Raw genomic sequence first — 18847 nt, 5'->3', positions numbered from 1 at the left:
TGATGACCTGAGCGGGAATGGAATAGAAAACCTTTTTTTAAAACCCTGTTTTGTTTGCGGCGGAAAAATTAATCTTTTGCAAACGTCATTTTGCGGAGGCCTTAAATTGTCTATGGTTATTAAGTGCGATACACATAGCTATGATGTCAGTGAGCGGGGAAAGTTCATGAACATAAAATGCCATACTTATTTAACTCACGGGTCTGCATGAGGCTGATGGTATCTGGTATGGTAAGCCAGAAACAAAGTGAAACCAATCTCATAAAAATATCGCTTAAGTTAAATATTAAACCCTGTTAATACATCCAATATGATCAGCAGCCAGTTTCTCTTATGAATTTCTGAAGTATACCCATGGATATCAATAAGTAATGTGCGGGTTTTCGCCTGTCAGCAGAAGTGACATGCCACAGCTAAACCACTCATTTAATATCCGCGATAGCCAGCTAGTATCAATCCACAACCGCGTATCAAAACTAAGAGTAACATTTCAACGTAAATTTCGTTGGGAGTCAGAGCGTCGGGATTATAAGGCCTGAAATTTTCCAGATATCATAGACCAAAGATAATTTCGCGCCACATGATTTCAAAAAAATAAATTTAGCCCGCTGGCGGTGAGGCTCATCCATCACCTCAGCTCCGGTAGTTGTCGCTGGCGAGCTATCTATAGCATCTTGTTACAGTATTAATTCAAACCAGCGACCTTTAACTGAATATCCAGAAAGTTCTGCCGATAACCCTTTCAGGCATATTTTTATGCCTGTATATGCTCACCAGGAGAAATAATGCTGAATTTATTCCGGAAACAGTCCGCCAAAGAGCCGACAACGATGGATATCGCTGAGAAATTTATCGATGAAACGCTGGATGTGGATCATAGTGATGCCACTCTGCTGAAATGTATTATGAACCTCAGCCAGAAAGGTTACTGGTATGTTGAGACGACCGATCTTAAAAGTGACGCGCCTGCATTTGTTTCACCTGAAGCACGCCAGCTTATGGGATTGCCTCTGCAGAAGGAGGTCGGGCTCTCTTCGCTGATCCAGATGATCCATGCGGATTTCCGGGAAGCGTTCAAAGGTTTGATAAGTCATACACTCAAACATAGCGGTGATGAAAAGCTGTTACGCTGTCTGATAAAAACTGGCGCAAATACCTTTCAGTGGTTTTGCATCCGTGCATCATACAGTCGTGAATTTACGCCGCCGCGCCTGGTTGCCGTTATAGAGAATACAGAAGAAGAAACGTCCCAGTCCCGCCAGTTTGATATTGTCTCCACCCGTTTTGACCTGTCGCGCGAAATGCTTAATGACGGCCTCTGGGATCTGGATATTATTGGCGGAAATCCCCTGAATCCCGACAACGTATTCTGGTGGTCACCGCAGTTCAGGAAGCTGCTGGGTTTTGAAACCATTGAAGAGTTTCCTGATGTGATGGACAACTGGGCATCACGCCTTCACCCGGATGACAAACAGAACGCACTCGATGCTTTCGTCAACCACCTGATGGACTTCAGTGGTAAAACCGGTTTTGATATTGAATATCGTCTTAAACTGCGAAGTGGTGAGTACCGGTGGTTTCAGGCCCGCGGGCAGACTAAACGTGCACCTGATGGAACCCCTTTGCGTGCCGTCGGCGCGCTTATTGATATTCAGGGCCGTAAAGACCGTGGCAGACATGAGGAAAGCGAAGTCAGGCGAAACATTCAGACCGCCGAAACCGCAAAAGAAATTGCCGAACTCGTCTCTGAAAACGGGATTATTGCTGCGCAGATCAAACTCATTTCACTGAACGCCAGTATCGAAGCCGCGAGAGCAGGTGTACATGGCCGTGGGTTTTCTGTCATCGCCAGTGCTATCCGGGGATTAGCAGAAAGGACGGCAGATATCACCGGACACATTTCTCGTCTTCAGATGCGAATAAGTAATTCGGCTAGCGGCATAGAAAAATCGCCTGAATAATAAACATCACACATTGATGAACACTTACCACAGGTAAATACAGGGATGTACAGCCTGTCTTTGATTTACTGTAACCAGAACATCAGTTCAGTTCGCAGTTTCACCCTATGAAAATTCTCCCGGAGCGAGTACACATTTCCGTATGCAAACTTGCTCTGGGAGTTACTCACCACCTCAGAGCAGAGAGTATGGCCTTGTCATCTTTTATCAGCCTGGGCTTTAAGAAATCATGTGTCTGATAGAGGTTTGTTAAGGGCGCAAGGCATACGTTGAGTCAGGTTAAAGTCATTAGAGAATGTCAGCCTGCTGGTGGCTGAGGCTCTGTGTGTGTTTATGAAAATTTTCAATAAGGACTGAAAGCTTATCTGAGCTGGCTTTGTGCAGATCTGTCCCGCATCACGTTTGATAATCATCTCGCCTGAATATCACCTGCTGCTCTTCAGCCTTTGTCATAAAACCATGATCAGCGTCTGGCACTTAGCCGCCAGAAGATCATCTGGCGGCATCAGTCACTTTAGAAACCAGGTGTGCGGGTTTGTTTACTGTCCATCAGTTTAATACGGGCATTTGTCCACGATGGGTCATTCATCTCCAGGGATGTGCCTGATAATTTCAGTACCGGCTGCTCAGGATCCGGGCCGCATGCCATGGTTGCCATTTTTCCGGGCGCTTTACACCAAACCATTGGTGTATAAGGTGCATTTGACTGGACACCATATTTTTCAACGGCGGCTTTGGCCATGGCATTTTTATTCTCAGTGGAGTATGGGAGCTCGTAAGAAATCTGAGACACAGCCAGCGCATGTTTCGGATCTGCAGGAACACGGCCTTCAAAATGTACAAGCAGTTTGACGCCGTTTTTTTCGTAAGCGATATACTGTGGCTGCTTATCCCCTGTTACCACATTTAGAGCCGGGTATTTATCAACGTCTAACGATGATGCTGGCACATGAAAGTGCTCAGTCATGGCTTTTACGGCTTCATCATAATCCATACCGGTTTTTACCCCGGCAACATCAAAGGTGATTACATCGACAGCCCGCAGGTTAGCAGCCTGTGCCTGGGATATAGCCATCATTGACATTAAAAACAGAGAAGCATGGCGCATAAACATATCAAATCCTTTTTTTGAAAAGTGAGTAGCCCGCAAGCTTTCTCATCTGTGGTTCACATCCGGAAGTGCATAACGATAGCAATATGGTGATGAATAACAATCATTTTTCTGCCATTGTCAGCTCCTGGCACTGAGGAGACAGCGTTGTGCACAAGGCAACGTACACTCTACGTTCACCACCTCATCAACCGGCGCCCTAACGGCGGAAAAATCAATCTGTTAGCAGTCCGTTTTTACCGCAAATATCATTTTCCTGTCATTTATTGCCTTTACGCTGTCAGCTTTCCCTCATGGATTTTAATATTATGAAAATAAAAACGATTTCTTTGATTATCAGTTGTGTGCTCTCTTTTTCTGGTCTTGCGGCGCAACCTCAGGCTGAGCACTATATCGTCAGTTTTCCGGAAGGTGCGCGCGTCAGCTACAGCGGCGCGTTCGCCAGTGCGTTTCCGGATGGTTTGCCGGTGGGAATCGGCTCCGGTTTGCTTTTTACCGGTAAGCAGGGGGGATGCGCTCACCTTCGCGACCGTCACCGATCGTGGGCCGAATGCCGACTCACCCGATGTGGGCAAACATGAGTCAAAAATTTTCGTCACGCCAGACTTCGCTCCGCTGCTGATGAATATTCGGGTGCAGAACGGCAAAGCAGAAGCCACGGATGCCCGACCGCTGCATGACGACAAGGGCAATATTAACGGATTGCCGCTACAGGATGGTGTCATCGGCTCAACCAATGAAGTCGCGTTAAGCGACACACTGAAAGTGCTGAAGGGCGATAACCGTGGTCTGGATACGGAAGGCATTACGCCGGACGGGAAGGGCGGGTACTGGTTGTGCGACGAATATGGCCCGTTTCTGATTAACGTTGATCAACGCGGAAAGATTCTGGCGATTCACGGGCCGCAGGCCATGGCAGGGGAAAAATCCATTGCGGGCGGACTGCCTAATATTCTTAAGTGGCGTCAGCCTAATCGTGGTTTTGAAGGGCTTACCCGTATGCCGGACGGGCGCATCATCGCCGCGGTGCAGAGTACGCTGGATATCAACGGTAAAAGTAAAAAGCAGGCGCGCTTTACCCGGCTGGTGAGCTTCGATCCGGCGACCGGGAAAACCGCGATGTATGGATACCCTATCGACAGCGAGGCTTATAGTAAAAACAGCGACGCCAAAATTGGCGATATCGTGGCGCTCGATAATCAGCATATTCTCTTGATTGAACAAGGCAGCGATAAAAATGACGCGATGCGCAACCTTATCTATAAGGTGGATCTGAGTGCGGCTACCGATCTTGCCGCATTCGATAAGCCTGGTGATTATCCGGAGTCTGACGACGAGAAAGCGCTGGCGCAGCGAGGAATTAAGCTCGCAGCTAAAACGCTGGTGGTCGATTTACGTCAACTCGGCTGGCAGCAGGAGAAGGCCGAAGGACTGGCGCTGATCGACAGTAAAACGCTGGCGGTCGCCAATGACAATGACTTCGGCGTGAAAACGGTCATGCAAAATCCGGTGGAAGGTAAGAAGCGCAAGGATTATCGGCTGAACGAAAAGGGGGGAACTTACTGTAGAGGGTAAGCCGGTTGCAACGACGATCGGCGTGAAGCCGCTGAAGAAACCGGAGTCGGACAGCGAGTTATGGATCGTAACGCTGCCGGAATCGTTGAAATAAACAGTCCCCTTACCCTTGGCTGTCTCTTTTAGTGCCTGACTTTCTGTAAAAGAGCAGGATACAGCCCGGATTTACCCGCGAAAGATCGGTCTGCGCCGTTTTGTTATAGCGGCCGGCAGCAGACCGATATTCGTTTAAGCAGTTAAACAGCTTTCCACCGCGTTGCGGCATTAAGCGTCACTGGCGAACTTTAAACGCCAGCCTGAATATTATTTTTTATTTTCAATGCGATAACCGCTTCCTTCTGCATCCGAGCGCTTTCGATATCGGGCAACCCGGTCAACTACGGCTCAAGTCGCCAGGTTGCAGGGCGTGATTATAACATTGTGTAATAATGTGTTATCTGCCTCTTCAACACATACTCACCACCGTGTAAGTTCTGGGGTCTCATACGCTTGTTGTCCCCGTAATCCGCTGAGGAGAAAGAGAGTGAAAGCAACCGCAATGGCCGCTACAAGTCTGTTAATGCTGATGAGCAGTGTTCACGCTGAAGGTCTGACGACGTCAGCAGATGGTAAAAACCTCGCCGTCAGCTTCGGCCAGCCCACCATCAAACAGGTGCTGCACTACCGAAAAATGTATGACAAAAAGCCGTTTCCGGATGCGGAGATTTATTATTACGACAACGGTACCTATAAAATCATTTCTCAGGGCGAAAACCACTACGGCGTTTACGTTATGCAGGGCAAGTTTGATGATGAAACTTTCACCGTGCGTTTTATCTCTCTGCCTTCTGCTGACTGGGGCAATAAAACGGCTTTTCATCAGTTAACTTTCATCAAAGGTGACAAGCAAAACGTCTTTATTCAGAATGCCATTGTGGATACCGGTGAAGCCATTGCGCAGCAGAACGGCACCTATACTCAGGAAAAAAACACCGTAACCAACCCGGTTTCAACCAGCTGGAAAAACAAATAATTGTCGGGTGGCAGCGTGTCTGCCACTCTGATTCAAACCCGGTGCCTGTCACTTCCTCGCGCAGGATCATATTTAATTTTGGCTGGCGGACACCTTTACACACTGATTTTTTACTCAGAAGATGCATAGCCGCAATTAAATGCCTTATATTTCCTAGTCTGATGTACATTTGCCGCGCCCACGACAGCAGTGCGATCGCGCTGCAACATGCAGTACCGGTAATGTGCCTGTGAAGGGTAACTCCTGCTTTTTTTGATACTGACAACACTCAATTTGTCAGGTCCTGAGGCGTAAATATGGACAGAGTTTCACTCCTGCTGGATGTGCAGGACGTCGCTTTTTCAGTCGGGGATCGTCAGCTACTGAAACCGGTCTCCCTGCAGTTATATCAGGGTGATTTCGTCTTGCTGACCGGTCCATCCGGAAGCGGAAAAAGCACCTTCCTCAAAATCCTTGCTTCGCTGATTACCCCCACCTCCGGGCAACTTTTCTTAAGGAACAGTGATATCACCACGCTGAGAGCAGAGGCCTATCGACAGCAGGTGTCGTACTGTTTTCAGACGCCGCAACTGTTTGGTCAGACGGTATATGACAACCTGGCGCTGCCATGGCAGATTCGCCGTCAGAAACCTCAGCGGGACAAACTTGTTGCTGCGCTGGAAAGCGTAAATCTCTCAGGGGATGTGCTGAATAAACCTGTTGAACAACTTTCAGGCGGAGAAAAACAGCGTGTCGGACTACTGCGCAATCTGCAGTTTATGCCTGAGGTGCTGTTGCTGGATGAAGTCACCAGCGCCCTTGATGAAGAGAACAGACTATCAGTACTTTCACTGATTAACCGGATCGCAGCTGAAGAAAAGGTAGCCGTGGTGCGGATTAGCCATGACGTTAACGATATCCAGCAGGCTGAGCAGGTGCTTCGGCTTGAGCCGCCAGAAAAGGAGAATAAGCGTGAATCAGCATAATATCAGTGACACCTCGCTGTTACTGTCACTGACGCTGGTGGCTATAGCGCTGCTTATCAGCCAGAAAGAAAAGCTCGGCATGAGCAAAGATATTCTCTGGAGTGTATTCCGGGCGATAATTCAGCTGGTGATTGTCGGCTTTGTATTGAAGTCGATCTTCGATGTTAATAACAGCTGGCTGACGGTACTGATGGTGCTGTTTATCTGCGTTAATGCCGCGATCAACACCCGTAAACGCGGTCGAAATATTGATAACGCCTTTACGATATCGTTTGTCGCTATTTTTAGTGGCACCGTTATCACGCTGACGATTCTGGTGCTGAGCGGGGCGATAGCGTTTGTTCCGATGCAGGTCATCCCCATCACGGGCATGATCGCCGGTAATGCCATGGTCGCAGTAGGGCTCTGTTACAGCAACCTGAACCAGCGCTTCAGCGACAACCAGCAGAAAATTATGGAGATGCTGAGCCTTGGCGCATCGGTGAAGCTGGCATCGGGCCGCATCATTGCCGACAGCATTCGTACAGCCATGATGCCGACGGTGGACGCTGCCAAAACTGTCGGACTGGTAAGCCTGCCAGGGATGATGTCCGGACTGATTTTCGCCGGAATAGATCCGCTTAAGGCGATTAAGTATCAGATTATGGTTACGTTTATGCTGATAGGAACTGCCAGTCTGTCAACGATCATTGCTGTCTATTTATCCTATCGTCGTTTTTATAATGCCAGGGCGCAGCTAAAAATATCGGATAGATCGCTGGATTAGTGATACTGATTGGCGGATCTGAAGCTTATAACTTGTCAGTAAAGTAAGTCTGCTATCAGACGGCGCTCTGTTGCTCGCGAGCGCTTAACTGATAGCAGAGTGCTCAGGGGATGCTGCAAAAAACTCCCCCGCTGAATCTGAAATATCCCGGCAGGGTTCGTGCTTTGATTGTTCATCTGGATGCCTGATACACAACTGGCTTTGGTGTTTAATTCTGCCTGTTCTGATAAAGGTCCCAGCGGTTGCCGTACAGATCTTCAAAAACCACCACGGTTCCGTACTCCTCTTCACGAGGCTCCTGGGAGAATGTAACGCCTTTCAATTTCATGGCTTTGTAGTCTCGCCAGAAGTCATCCGTCTGCAGAAAAAGGAATACTCTTCCGCCGCACTGATTGCCAATAAAACCTTCCTGTCTGTTATTTGAAGCGCGAGCCAGAAGAAGATTGCAGTCGCTTTCAGGGTCAGGTGTAACTACAACCCAGCGTTTACCTGGCTGCGGTGTATCCTCAACAAGGGTAAAACCCAGCTTTTCGGTGTAATACTCAATTGCCCGATCATAGTCATCAACCACGATGGCCACATATCCCATACATCGCTTCTGCGTTCTCATTTCTGCTCCGTCATGTTTCAGGCCTGGTTGCCTTGAAACATTGTTTTAACACAAACGAGTATCCCTGGTTTAAGTGAATTGATTCAGTCATCACAGTATTCAGCCGTTGCAATAAAGATACATCAGCTGACATCAGCCTATAATTTTTATAAATTCATGGCGCGGGTATAAAAAATGTTTGAGGGATTTACTCATACACAAATCAGACTTTCTGAAGCAGTGCTAAATGTTCGCTATGGAGGTAATGGTCCTCCGGTTTTGCTGTTGCATGGACACCCCCCGCACCCATGTAACCTGGTCAAAGGTGGCACCGCAACTTGCCGAATCTTTTACCGTAGTTTGTCCCGATTTAAGGGGATTTGGCCGCTCATCTAAACCTGCAGATGAGCCCAATCATGCTGGTTCTTCTAAGCGAGCTAAAGCGAAAGATTGTATTGAGTTGATGAGCCAGTTAGGTTTTGATCAATTCGCGCTGGTGGGACATGACAGAGGTAGTTATACAGCATATAGGGCTGCACTTGATTATCCTGAGCGAATTACACGACTTGCTGTAATGGATTGTATACCCATACTTGAAGCGCTCAACCGGTGTAATGAGAAGTTTGCCCGACAGTGGTATCACTGGTTCTTCTTCGCTCAGCCTGAAAAACCCGAGCTGGCAATTTTAGCCGATCCAGATAAGTGGTATGGAGGCCAGCCCGAGACAATGGGGAATGATGAATACATTGAATTCAGGCGAGCTATACACGATCCGGAGACTGTGCATGGAATGATCGAGGATTATCGTGCCGGTCTTACTATAGACAAAGAGCATGAGCTTTATGATCGTCAGAATGGGCGATTGATTGAATGCCCGACGCTCTGTTTATGGTCAAAATATGATGATCTGGAAGATATTTACGGCGACCTATTGGGCATCTGGAAATCCTGGGCACCACATGTTCGGAGTAAAGCGATAGCCAGCGGTCACCATATGGCTGAAGAAGCACCAGAAGAAGTGACAACTGAGCTCCGGCATTTTTTGTTGCATGAGAATCCTTAACTGGCAGGTGCGCAGTAACATAACATCCCATTCTCCACCCCAGAAAACGAATCGTTGTTCCTGCATTGTCATGTTATGGTTAAAACCCTTCAACAACATGAGGATAGCAACATGATTGTCAGAACATGGCACGGATGCGTACCGGCCAGGCACGCCGAAGGTTTTGCAACTCACTTGCAGAAGACTGGTGTTGAACATTCAGAAGCGACGCCAGGGAATCTGGGAGCGTATGTACGCAGAGAAACGCAGGGTGAGTAACATTTCTTCCTTGCGACGTACTGGGAAGATTTAGAAGCCATCAAAGTCTTTGCAGGCGAACAGTATCAAATTGCTGTTACCTATCCGGACGATGAAGAATATGAGTTGCTATCAGATCCCTACGTTTTTCAGCATCAGGTCCAGACTGTAATCCCATTATAAGTATTTGCCTGCCGCCGCCAGAAGGCGGCCAATGACTCACCTGAACCTGTCCGCTGACTCAGCATAAAATTTTACCAGGCAAAAAGCATGACTTATAACGCAAGGTTTAGATAAAGCCTTTTAATTGTAGATTGATCGATCTACAATCAATCGTCAGCACAGGAGAACCTTATGAAAGCATCAGCAGGCAGACCCAGAGAATTCGATCCAGAGGCGTTCCTCAACACCGCACTCGAATGCTTCTGGCAGAAGGGATATCAGGCAACATCTATGGCTGATCTTATGAAAGCATCGGGTCTGGCAAGTGCCAGCATCTATAAACTTTATCCCGATAAGCGCGCTATCTACCTGGCTGCTTTGCAGCGATACATGGATGAAGGCATTTCAAGGTCAGTGAAACGAAATGCAGAATTGTCGCCAGAAGCTGCATTGCGAGAAACGCTCGAATTTGTGGCTCAGTTATCATCTGCTCCTGCCGGAGAGAAAGGGTGCTTTACTATTGCGGCAGCCAGCGAGCTTTTACCCGGAGACGAAGAGGTTAAAGGCAAAGTTTCCTTTAAATTTAGCCGTTTAATTAACGAGTTAGAGAATATCTTAAAAAAGAGGCCAGGATCAGCGGGTATTTCGCCAGGATGAAGATGCGCGAGTCATGGCTCAAAGCATTTTCATGATGATGGAAGGTATGCGGATATATGGAAAACTCCAGCCAGCGATTGGAGATCTGAGAAAAAGTAATGACTTCATTGTCAGAACGATACTTACAGATACTCATGACGTAACCGGCAATAGTGCGGTTAAGGCATCCGCATGATTGAAGTGGGCACCATTGTTCGGCGAAAAAAAGAAGAAGAATAATGGTGGTAATTGAATATTCAGATGGCATGGCATTGTGCGGCTGGGTCGATAAAGGACGTTTTTTCAAAAGGCGTTTTCCACTGTCTGAATTAAAAATAGGCGTGCCTTATTCAAATTTCTGGTCACTCACCTAAATCATTGCACCTTTAAAGACATCTGGTTCAAATAAATATAATTAGCATAACCGGCTGCCCTTAATTCGCCGTGCTTTTGTGAGTCAACAGACTCAGGATGCTCATCACTCATCACTCATCACTCATCACTCATCACTCATCACTCAGCGATCACCGGACATCATCATTGCCCGGTAATCGGCTGATTTACATCGATGCTACAACCTCTGCTTATTTTTGAGACTGCTGATTTTGCTCAGCCTCTTTCTGTTTTTTCTTTGCCATATGATGACCGACTGCGCAGCCCGCTGCGGCACCGGCCACACCATGATGAGCAACATGACCTGCGACGCCGCCTACTGCGGCACCCTTAAGACAGCCCTGGGCATTAGCCTGTAAATTCACCGACAAAAACAGTCCGGTAGCAATAACGATAACTGATGATTTTTTCATCACTTAATATCCTGATAGTTAGTTATAGTTGCAGGTTGAACCCGACAGAGCATAGCCGTACTCTGGGGTGTTTCGCTGGCCGGGATACAGGAATCACGACATTAGTTACCTGTCGTTACGCTTTCCAGAGGGAATGTAAGTATTTAATGCCATACCCGTGAGCCAGATACTTTCCGGCTCGATAAGCGGCAGCCAGAGATCAGCACTGAGAAGATAAATCGGGGGGGAGTGTAAACAGGAGGTTTTTCGACGAAGACGAAAAAACAGCGCTTCCACCGGGAAGCGCTGCTGCAGATCAGAAGGACATTGTCAGCCCGGCATAATAAGCGCGTCCCGGTTCGTTATAGGTTGATGCGCCATCAGCTTCGCGATATAGCTGTTTATCCAGCAGGTTATTAATCCCGGCATTGGCACGCAGATTTTTGGTGATGTCATAATTAAAATTGACCCCAAATACTGAATAAGCGCCGACTTCGCGATTCGACATAGAATTGTTTTCTGTGCGGGATTCCGCATACTGGCGTGGTTTCTGACGACCATACATTGTCCAGTTCAGATTAGTGGAGAAATCCTGCGTCACCTGCCAGTCCAGCATCGTATTGATCGTGTATTCAGGAATAATCGACAGCGGATTGCCGGTCTTTTTTATCCTTCGACTCAATCATATAAGTTGCGTTAGTCCGCCACTCCAGCTCGTCACTGACCAGCGGGATAGTGAAATTGCCTTCCAGACCTTCCACTACCGCTTTGCCGCCGTTACTCCATTGCAGGATATTGTTACCATTAGAGGCGTAACCCAGCACCTCCGTCCCGGAGACGATTTTGTTTTTATAGTCATTGCGGAACCAGGTGATACCCGCAACATAGCCATCCTGGCTGAACTCGATACCCAGCTCTTTATTTACGCTGACTTCAGGATCGAGATTTTCATTGCCCAGCAGATAGCAACTGCCACGGGTAACGTTGATCGGACAGCCATTTCCCCGCGTCGCCAGTAAATAGCCTTCGCTGGACTGATAAAGGTTAGGGGCTTTAAACGCACGGGCGATACCCGCTTTCAGGGTAAAACTTTCTCCCAGAGCCTGAGAAATATTGAGCGACGGACTCCAGTTCGCACCAAAGGTGTCGTGATAATCAAAGCGCAGACCGGGGATCACTTCAGTGCTATCGGTCGCAGCAATATTATCTTCAAAATAGAGTGAGCTCAGCGTTGCGCTGTTTTTACTGTTGCGGCTGCCAGCATCACCACTGACACCGTCGATGGATACGCCAGGCGCACTGGTGCCGTTCATTGAATTTGGATCGTTCAGCTCATCACGGTTCCACTCGGCTCCCAGCGTAACGGTCTGTTCACGCAGGAGTTCCAGCGGGAAGCTGACTTCGCCTCCTGCCCGGTAACTTTCAAAGCGACTGGTTGAGAACGTGTTGCTGTTGATCCGGCCTTCACCCGCACCCGCCGTGCCTTCATTAAGGCGGGTGTTATTGGTCTTTTCATAGTTAAAGGTGAGCTTAGATTGTCCCCAGTCCCAGATGCCATTATGCGCAAGGCCCCAGGTCTGACGATACAGACGGTTGGTTTCTGAACCATCGAGAGATTCGATCAAGGCATTACCGGCACCGTTGCTGTACTGGGTATCCCCGGTGTAAATGTTGCCCTGACGGCTGTATCCGTAGCTGAAATCCAGCACCTGTAATGGCGTGATCTTCCACGACAGCACGCTGTTGATGTCTTTATTGCGAACGCCTTCGCGACCGGCGGCGCCGGAGCCATTGTGCGACTGGTTAATGTCGAAAGCATCGCTGTCGGTTTTGTTGATGTTGCCATAGAGCCGCATGGTCAGAGCATCGCCCGCCAGCGGACCACTCAGGTTAAAGTTAGCGCGGCGGGTTGCGCCTTCTTTATCATCTTCCGGCTGATTGGTATAAAGCGACAGCGATCCGCTCCAGTCATTGGTCGGGCGTTTGGTAATGATATTAACCACGCCACCGGCCGCGCCGGAACCGTAACGCGCTGCCGCCGGTCCACGAATCACTTCAATCCGTTCAACCATTTCTGGTGGTACCCAGTTTGAGTCACCGCGGGAATCGCGCTCGCCGCGCCAGCTATAACGCACCGAATTGCGCGAGGTGGTCGGCACACCATCGATCAGAATCAGCGTATTTTCCGGCCCCATGCCGCGAATATCGATCTGACGATTGTTACCGCGTACGCCGTTGGCGCTGTTGCCGGTAAGGTTAACGCCTGGCATTTTACGGATAATGTCGGAAAGGTCGTTGACCGGCGGGTTTTTCTCAATGTCCTGCGAGGTGATCACCGAAACGCCAGGCTGCTGTTTCAGCTCCTGTTCAGCAGTGACCAGCATCGTCTCATCATCAGCCAGCTTTTCTGTCTCTTCCTGATTAGCGCCGTTAGCAGAGGTACTCAATAAACCGGCCAGCAGTAGCGCAACAGGGCGCTTATGGACACGCATGGTTACATTCACTTAGAAAATCTCCCTGAAGTATTAAGGCATGTAAGCAAATGCGTATGATAATGATAATAGTTATCATTGTATATCGCGGTAAGCCACCTTTACATTCCATAACAATGGGCTATTTATTCGCCATAACCGTGACCAGAAGGGAGAAGTGACGTTAGTTTTACTTGTTGGTAATCACCCGAAAACTTCCTCAGATTTCATCAGAACGCGTCTTTATGACTCCAGACTTATTAGGTCTGGAGTCATAGATAAACAATGGATAGAATGGCCCGCTCTTCATGTCTAACAGGTATAAATGTGACCCCAGATCTGACACAGATCCCTGCGCGTTCAGCCCACGTAGGGCGCCATGTATTGATCTGGCTGGAGCAGGTTAAAAAGGCTTCACTCAGCGAGCTGGATAATTTTGGCGATGAAGGCACGGTGGAGCAGGTGATGAAGGTCTGGGTAAAACTCTCGCTGCTGATCAGTCGGCGTCGTCCTGAGATCGCCATCTCCTCATTGCTGAAACATGTCCTGCCGAACATCGGTTCGCAGCCACTCAAAACGCTGAACCGCTTACGCCTTAACCGGCTCTATAACATTCTGATCGCCGACGGTAAAAAAGAGGAGGCGCGGCGGGTGTTCGCGCTGACCAAACAATTTCTTGCCTGGGCCGAGATGCAGGGCTATCTCGATCATTCACCCATCGCTTCAATGAAAAAGCGTGATGTCGCGGGTCGCGCTACGCCGCCGCGCAGTCGGCAACTTACCGATGCAGAAATCTGGGTGTTCTGGCACGGGCTGGATAACTGGGCACTCTCGGAACAGGCGCGCTGGGCGCTGCGTTTATGCCTGGTCAGCGCCCGGCGGCCGGATGAAATTGTGCAGGCGCAGAAAGCGGAGTTCGATCTGCAATTAGGATTGTGGATGCAGGGTACGCGCAATAAGTCGCAGCGTGAGCATGTGCTGCCCATTTCACCGCTGATGCGTCAGTGCATCGAAGCGTTGCTGCGCGCCGCCGACCCGGCTTCACCCTGGCTGGTGCCCGCGCCACGCGATCCGCAACAGCCGCTGTCAAAAGGCGCTTTGAATCAGGCACTTCGCCGGATGATCCGCGCTCCCCGTGGGCTGGGACTGGAGGCGTTTACCCCGCGCGATCTGCGCAGGACTGCGCGTTCAAAACTCTCAGCGCTCGACACGCCTAATGACGTCGCCCGAAAAATCATGAACCATGCGCTGGAAGGCATCGATCGGGTCTATGACACCCATGACTATCTGAGCCAGATGCGCAGCGCCATGACTATCTTTTCGGACGCGGTAGAGCAGATTATTGAATGCGAAAGCTACCATCTGCTGCGTCATCGCTATGATGGCGAAACCCTCACGCTGGACGATCTCTCGCTCATGGCGATGTCACGCTAACGCTTATATCGGCAACTGTCAGAAGTGGTAGCGCAGCCAGGCAAAATAGACGTTACCGTTGTTATGGGTGCCGGGAATATAGGTCATCTGGAAATCGAGATCGCCATAGCCGACAGAGGCCAGCGGCAGTAGCGCAGGCACCGGAATATAATCCCAGTTGTGCCGTGCGGTAAAGCCCGCCGTGTAACCCGCACCCCAGTGAAAATTCTGGTCGGCCAGCGGACGCCAGGTTGCCACCCAGCCATAGCCACCAAAGGGTTCCCATTTATTAAAGGAGTCCTTAAACGCCATTAAGTAGATGCCGTTCCAGTTCCCTTTTTCATCGTAGCGGGAGATACCTCCGCCCGCGCCCCAGGGTCTTTCATTATATTTATTGATATGTTCACGATCGTAAGTGGCACGGTTGTGCCAGGTAATCGCGGGCAGATAAAAGTCGTAACCTTCAGGCTGCTGCTAGGTTGTGGCGACTTTATCACTGAAATTATCCCAGCCCGCACTCACGGTCTCCACAAGTGTGGCGGAGTGGGCTGAAAAAACACTGAAAACGGTGGTCGTTATCAGCGCTTTAAGCATTGAAATTTTGCGCACGTACGAATTCCTGCAATATCTGGTGTTTAATAAGGTGATAAAAGATTTAAGGCAGATATTGTGGCATCAGGAGTGACAACTACAGTTCAATGAACGGCCATTACAGGATTTTATCTTTAACAAATAATGATGCAGCAGCCCTGTTGCTCTGACAAGTCAGCAGGCGTGCTGACCCTATAAACGCCTCCCTGTCTTTATCATCTTCCAGCCGTCTTTCACACGCAGACAATTCCCTGAAAAAATTCGTATTGTTTGCTAACAAAATCTTGCAATGATAATCGCAATGCGTATATTTCTCATTTGTTTTAGAAGTTCATCACACCCGCGCGCAGGCGCTCAGGGAAAGGTTTCTGGTTCCTCAAACCATAAAGCAGGGCAGCGATGTCCGCAGGAAGCATGGTCGTGACAGTGGCAGCATAAAAACATAAAGATAATTGAGGAATTAATGAACGCTTTCGATCTTCAACACCCCAGGGCAACGGACACTTCTGCTCTGCAACGTCCATTCCGCTTCTCCTTGCTGGCTGTCATCGTCGCCTCGTCGCTGGCGCATAACGCTGCTCATGCCGCAGAGACCGGCGCACCCGCTGCCAGCGATAACCAGACTATGACGGTCAGCGCGTCAGCCGATGATGCCGTAGCCGCTTCGCCCGCCACTGATTACAGCGTACCGGTTACCCGTGCGGGCACTAAAATGCTGGGCACCGTACGTGATGTCCCGCAGTCAGTCAGCATCGTCAGTAAGCAGCGTATGGCCGATCAGCAACTCCAGTCTCTGAATGATGTGCTCGCAAATACCACCGGTATTCGCGGTATCAGTGGTGATATGGATCGCACCAACTACTATGCGCGCGGCTTTATGATCGACAACTACATGGTCGATGGTATTCCTACTGCCTTTGCCGCTCGCTGGAACCTGGGCGATGCGCAGACCGATATGGCAATGTATGAGCGCGTTGAAGTGGTGCGCGGAGCGACCGGTCTGTTAACCGGACCGGGCAATCCATCAGCTGCCATCAATATGGTGCGCAAACACGCCGACAGCAAAGAGTTCGGCGGCACTGTCTCCGCCAGTTACGGCAGCTGGAATAAGCAGCGTTACGTGGCCGATCTCTCGGCTCCGCTCAGTGACTCCGGCAATGTTCGTGGCCGGCTGATCGCGGGCTGGCAGGATAACAACAGCTTCATAGAGCGCTACGGCGCCAAAAAACAGTTTATCTATGGCGTGGTTGACGCTGACCTGACCGACTCTGCCACGCTTTCGGTCGGCTATGAATTCAGCCAGGTCAATACGGATTCCACTATGTGGGGTGGCGCACCGCGCTGGTACACAGACGGCACGCAGATACATACCCGACGCGGCTACAACACCGCACCTGACTGGGCCTACAACGATAAAGAGAACCGTAAAGTCTTTGTGAACCTGAAACAGGACTTCGACAACGGCTGGAACATCACACTGAACGGCGCGCACAACGAGATGCGCCTCGACAGTAAGCAGATCTATCTTGATGGCTATTTCGATCGTAACACCGGGGCGGGCGTCTCTTCCTATGCCAACTATCCGGTGGTAGGCGGGACTGGTTACAACACCGGTAAACGCAAAGTGGATGCCGTTGATGCCTTCGCCAGCGGTCCTTATGAACTGCTGGGTCGTCAGCATGAGCTGATGGTCGGCGTCAATTACACCCGCCAGGATAACAAGTACTTCAGTACCTTTGAGAATATCTCATCAGAGTCGCTGGGCAACTACAACGAGTTTAACGGTCAGTATCCGGAATCAGCCTGGACGCCGCGTCTGCCAGCCAGCGATACCCAACTGGTTCGCCAGAAATCGACTTATATGGCGACCCGTCTGTCGCTCGCCGATCCGCTGCACCTGATTATCGGTGCCCGTTACACCAACTGGAACCGTGAAACGCCTGGTGGTGAAATGGAAGAAAATAACACCACCCCTTACGGCGGATTGATTTATGACTTCGCTGAAAACTGGTCGGCTTACGCCAGCTATACCTCGGTGTTCCAGCCACAGGGCTATCGCGACCGAAACAGCGATTACCTGTCGCCGATCATCGGTAAAAACTACGAGGCAGGCCTGAAATCTGACTGGATGGATAGTCGCTTCACCACCTCGATTTCGGTGTTCCGCACCGAGCTGGATAATGTCGGTGAAGCAACCACTCAGACGGTTCAGGGGTCAGGTGATGTCGCGTACATTGGCCGTAAAGGCGTGGTGAGTCGTGGCGTGGAGTTTGAAGTCAACGGCGCATTGACCGACAACTGGCAGATGACCCTGGGCGGCACGCGCTACATTGCGGAAAACCGCGATGGCAGCACCTTTAACCCGCAACTGCCGCAGACCAGCTTTAACCTGTTCAGCAGTTATCGCCTGCCGACGTTGCAGCAGCTGACGCTGGGTGGCGGTGTGAACTGGCAGACACATATCTGGAATGACGTCGGTGGCCCGGAAGGCAATGGCACCTGGCGTGCCCGCCAGGGCAGCTATGCGCTGGTTGATCTCTTCGCCCGTTATCAGGTGAACAAAAATCTGTCGCTGCAGGGCAACCTCAATAACCTGTTCGACAAAGAGTATGACACTAACGTGGCCAGCTCCGTAGTCTACGGCGAACCGCGTAATTTCTCAGTGACTGCCAGCTACACCTTCTGATTTGTGTCGTTGTAAAGCCTGTGAAAAACGCCTCAGTTGAGGCGTTTTTTTATATTAAGATCGGAGAGTTTAATTTTATGGCCTTTGTCTGCTGAAACGATCGGCTGAAAGGCTTCACAGCATGTGCAGAGCGATCAACAGTTGTCCGCGAAATATCGGGAGGTTACCGAATGAATACTGAAGCTATCAGGCTGTCAAATGAGCTCGCTGAAGCGGTACCGCTGCTGGCTGGCAGCAGCCAGCGCGAGGATTATGAAGAAGCACTGAAACTGGTCGAATATCTGATTGAACATGAGCCGGATAATCCGCTGGTTGACCTGCTTTGCGCGCGCATTGCTCACTATGAAGATAAAGATCCGGAGCTGGCCGAATTTAATGCACGTCAAAATGAAATCAGCACAGGCCCCGGCATTCTGCGCGTGCTTATTGAGCAACACAATCTTAGCCTGAGCGACTTCGAAAATGAGATCGGTAAAAAATCGCTGGTTAGCCGAATCCTCAGCGGTGAACGTCAGTTGACTGTGTCGCATATCCGGGCATTATGCGCCCGGTTTGGCCTGTCGCCATCTCTGTTTTTCTGATTTAAGCGTGCTGCGATGGACTATTAAGATTCGATAAGTCTTTATATTTTATCGGTCCGTGCTCTGAAGAAACGCCTCACTTGAGGCGTTTTTCATCACCTCCTGAATCTGCACTCAGGTAAAACGCAGTGCCAGGTTAAAACCTTCTGCCGACTCCACCACAATCGCCTCGGGCTGCTCCTGAAAGGCAATTTCACCCTTCACCAGCGCGCGTTTCACCAGGTCGAGATCTTCCGTCTCAAA

Annotated in this window: 12 protein-coding genes and 5 pseudogenes; 12 read left to right on the top strand and 5 right to left on the bottom strand. The window is 49.7% G+C overall.

Going from position 1 to position 18847, the window contains the following annotated elements; translation table 11 throughout:
• Positions 1 to 785: 785 nt before the first annotated feature.
• Positions 786 to 1961 (top strand): PAS domain-containing methyl-accepting chemotaxis protein, encoded by a 1176-nt coding sequence (locus JNO11_RS21475; protein WP_325177878.1) that lies wholly within the window; start codon positions 786 to 788, stop codon positions 1959 to 1961.
• Between the two features lie 514 nt (positions 1962 to 2475).
• Here the strand turns inward: JNO11_RS21475 and JNO11_RS21470 are convergent.
• Positions 2476 to 3075 (bottom strand): hypothetical protein, encoded by a 600-nt coding sequence (locus JNO11_RS21470; protein WP_346267510.1) that lies wholly within the window; start codon positions 3073 to 3075, stop codon positions 2476 to 2478.
• Between the two features lie 305 nt (positions 3076 to 3380).
• Between JNO11_RS21470 and JNO11_RS21465 the strand changes: the two are divergent.
• The 4 genes and pseudogenes from JNO11_RS21465 (at position 3381) to fetB (ending at position 7390) form a co-directional block, all read left to right on the top strand.
• Positions 3381 to 4741 (top strand): annotated as a pseudogene (locus JNO11_RS21465) (esterase-like activity of phytase family protein).
• Between the two features lie 429 nt (positions 4742 to 5170).
• Positions 5171 to 5659 (top strand): hypothetical protein, encoded by a 489-nt coding sequence (locus tag JNO11_RS21460; protein WP_325177876.1) that lies wholly within the window; start codon positions 5171 to 5173, stop codon positions 5657 to 5659.
• 296 nt (positions 5660 to 5955) lie between these two features.
• Complete coding sequence (gene fetA / locus JNO11_RS21455) at positions 5956 to 6624, top strand: iron ABC transporter ATP-binding protein FetA (RefSeq protein WP_325177875.1); 669 nt, start codon at positions 5956 to 5958, stop codon at positions 6622 to 6624.
• A complete protein-coding gene (fetB, locus tag JNO11_RS21450; protein ID WP_111534218.1) occupies positions 6611 to 7390 on the top strand; it encodes an iron export ABC transporter permease subunit FetB in 780 nt (259 codons plus the stop codon). Before fetA ends, fetB begins: the two co-directional genes overlap by 14 nt.
• Before the next feature lie 208 nt (positions 7391 to 7598).
• Here the strand turns inward: fetB and JNO11_RS21445 are convergent, their stop codons facing one another.
• Entirely contained in the window at positions 7599 to 8000 is a 402-nt protein-coding gene (locus JNO11_RS21445; RefSeq protein WP_033773415.1) for a VOC family protein, read from the bottom strand.
• A gap of 268 nt (positions 8001 to 8268) precedes the next feature.
• On the opposite strand from JNO11_RS21445, the gene JNO11_RS21440 reads away from it, so the two are divergent.
• From JNO11_RS21440 to JNO11_RS21430, 3 genes and pseudogenes are all read left to right on the top strand, one after another.
• Positions 8269 to 9042, top strand: coding sequence for an alpha/beta hydrolase (locus JNO11_RS21440; protein ID WP_325177874.1), 774 nt, complete (start codon positions 8269 to 8271; stop codon positions 9040 to 9042).
• 111 nt (positions 9043 to 9153) lie between these two features.
• Positions 9154 to 9462 (top strand): annotated as a pseudogene (locus JNO11_RS21435) (antibiotic biosynthesis monooxygenase).
• Between the two features lie 171 nt (positions 9463 to 9633).
• Positions 9634 to 10273, top strand: a pseudogene (locus JNO11_RS21430) (TetR/AcrR family transcriptional regulator).
• Positions 10274 to 10661: 388 nt separating this feature from the next.
• Here the strand turns inward: JNO11_RS21430 and JNO11_RS21425 are convergent.
• Positions 10662 to 10883, bottom strand: a complete 222-nt coding sequence (locus JNO11_RS21425) for a hypothetical protein (protein WP_325178055.1) — start codon at positions 10881 to 10883, stop codon at positions 10662 to 10664.
• A gap of 295 nt (positions 10884 to 11178) precedes the next feature.
• Positions 11179 to 13354, bottom strand: a pseudogene (locus tag JNO11_RS21420) (TonB-dependent siderophore receptor).
• Positions 13355 to 13660: 306 nt separating this feature from the next.
• Here JNO11_RS21420 and JNO11_RS21415 point away from each other — a divergent pair.
• The gene (locus tag JNO11_RS21415; RefSeq protein WP_187505825.1) at positions 13661 to 14767 is read left to right on the top strand and encodes a site-specific integrase; all 1107 of its coding nucleotides are present in this window, start codon (positions 13661 to 13663) and stop codon (positions 14765 to 14767) included.
• A gap of 18 nt (positions 14768 to 14785) precedes the next feature.
• Here JNO11_RS21415 and pagP read toward each other — a convergent pair.
• Positions 14786 to 15325 (bottom strand): annotated as a pseudogene (gene pagP, locus JNO11_RS21410) (lipid IV(A) palmitoyltransferase PagP).
• On the opposite strand from pagP, the gene JNO11_RS21405 reads away from it, so the two are divergent.
• The 3 genes from JNO11_RS21405 (at position 15228) to JNO11_RS21395 (ending at position 18604) form a co-directional block, all read left to right on the top strand.
• Positions 15228 to 15431 carry a hypothetical protein gene (locus tag JNO11_RS21405; protein WP_325178068.1) on the top strand — a complete coding sequence of 68 codons (204 nt, stop codon included), beginning with the start codon at positions 15228 to 15230 and terminating at the stop codon, positions 15429 to 15431. The pseudogene pagP and the gene JNO11_RS21405 overlap by 98 nt on opposite strands.
• 369 nt (positions 15432 to 15800) lie before the next feature.
• Positions 15801 to 18023, top strand: coding sequence for a ferric-rhodotorulic acid/ferric-coprogen receptor FhuE (gene fhuE / locus JNO11_RS21400; RefSeq protein ID WP_325177873.1), 2223 nt, complete (start codon positions 15801 to 15803; stop codon positions 18021 to 18023).
• A 170-nt stretch (positions 18024 to 18193) separates the two neighbouring features.
• Positions 18194 to 18604, top strand: coding sequence for a helix-turn-helix domain-containing protein (locus JNO11_RS21395; protein ID WP_010247048.1), 411 nt, complete (start codon positions 18194 to 18196; stop codon positions 18602 to 18604).
• Positions 18605 to 18847: the final 243 nt, after the last annotated feature.

The organism is Pantoea sp. 1B4 (assembly GCF_016925765.1).
Lineage (GTDB): Bacteria > Pseudomonadota > Gammaproteobacteria > Enterobacterales > Enterobacteriaceae > Pantoea > Pantoea agglomerans.
The sequence above is the reverse complement of the archived record's forward strand: the minus strand, read 5'-3'. Positions and strand labels throughout refer to the sequence as shown.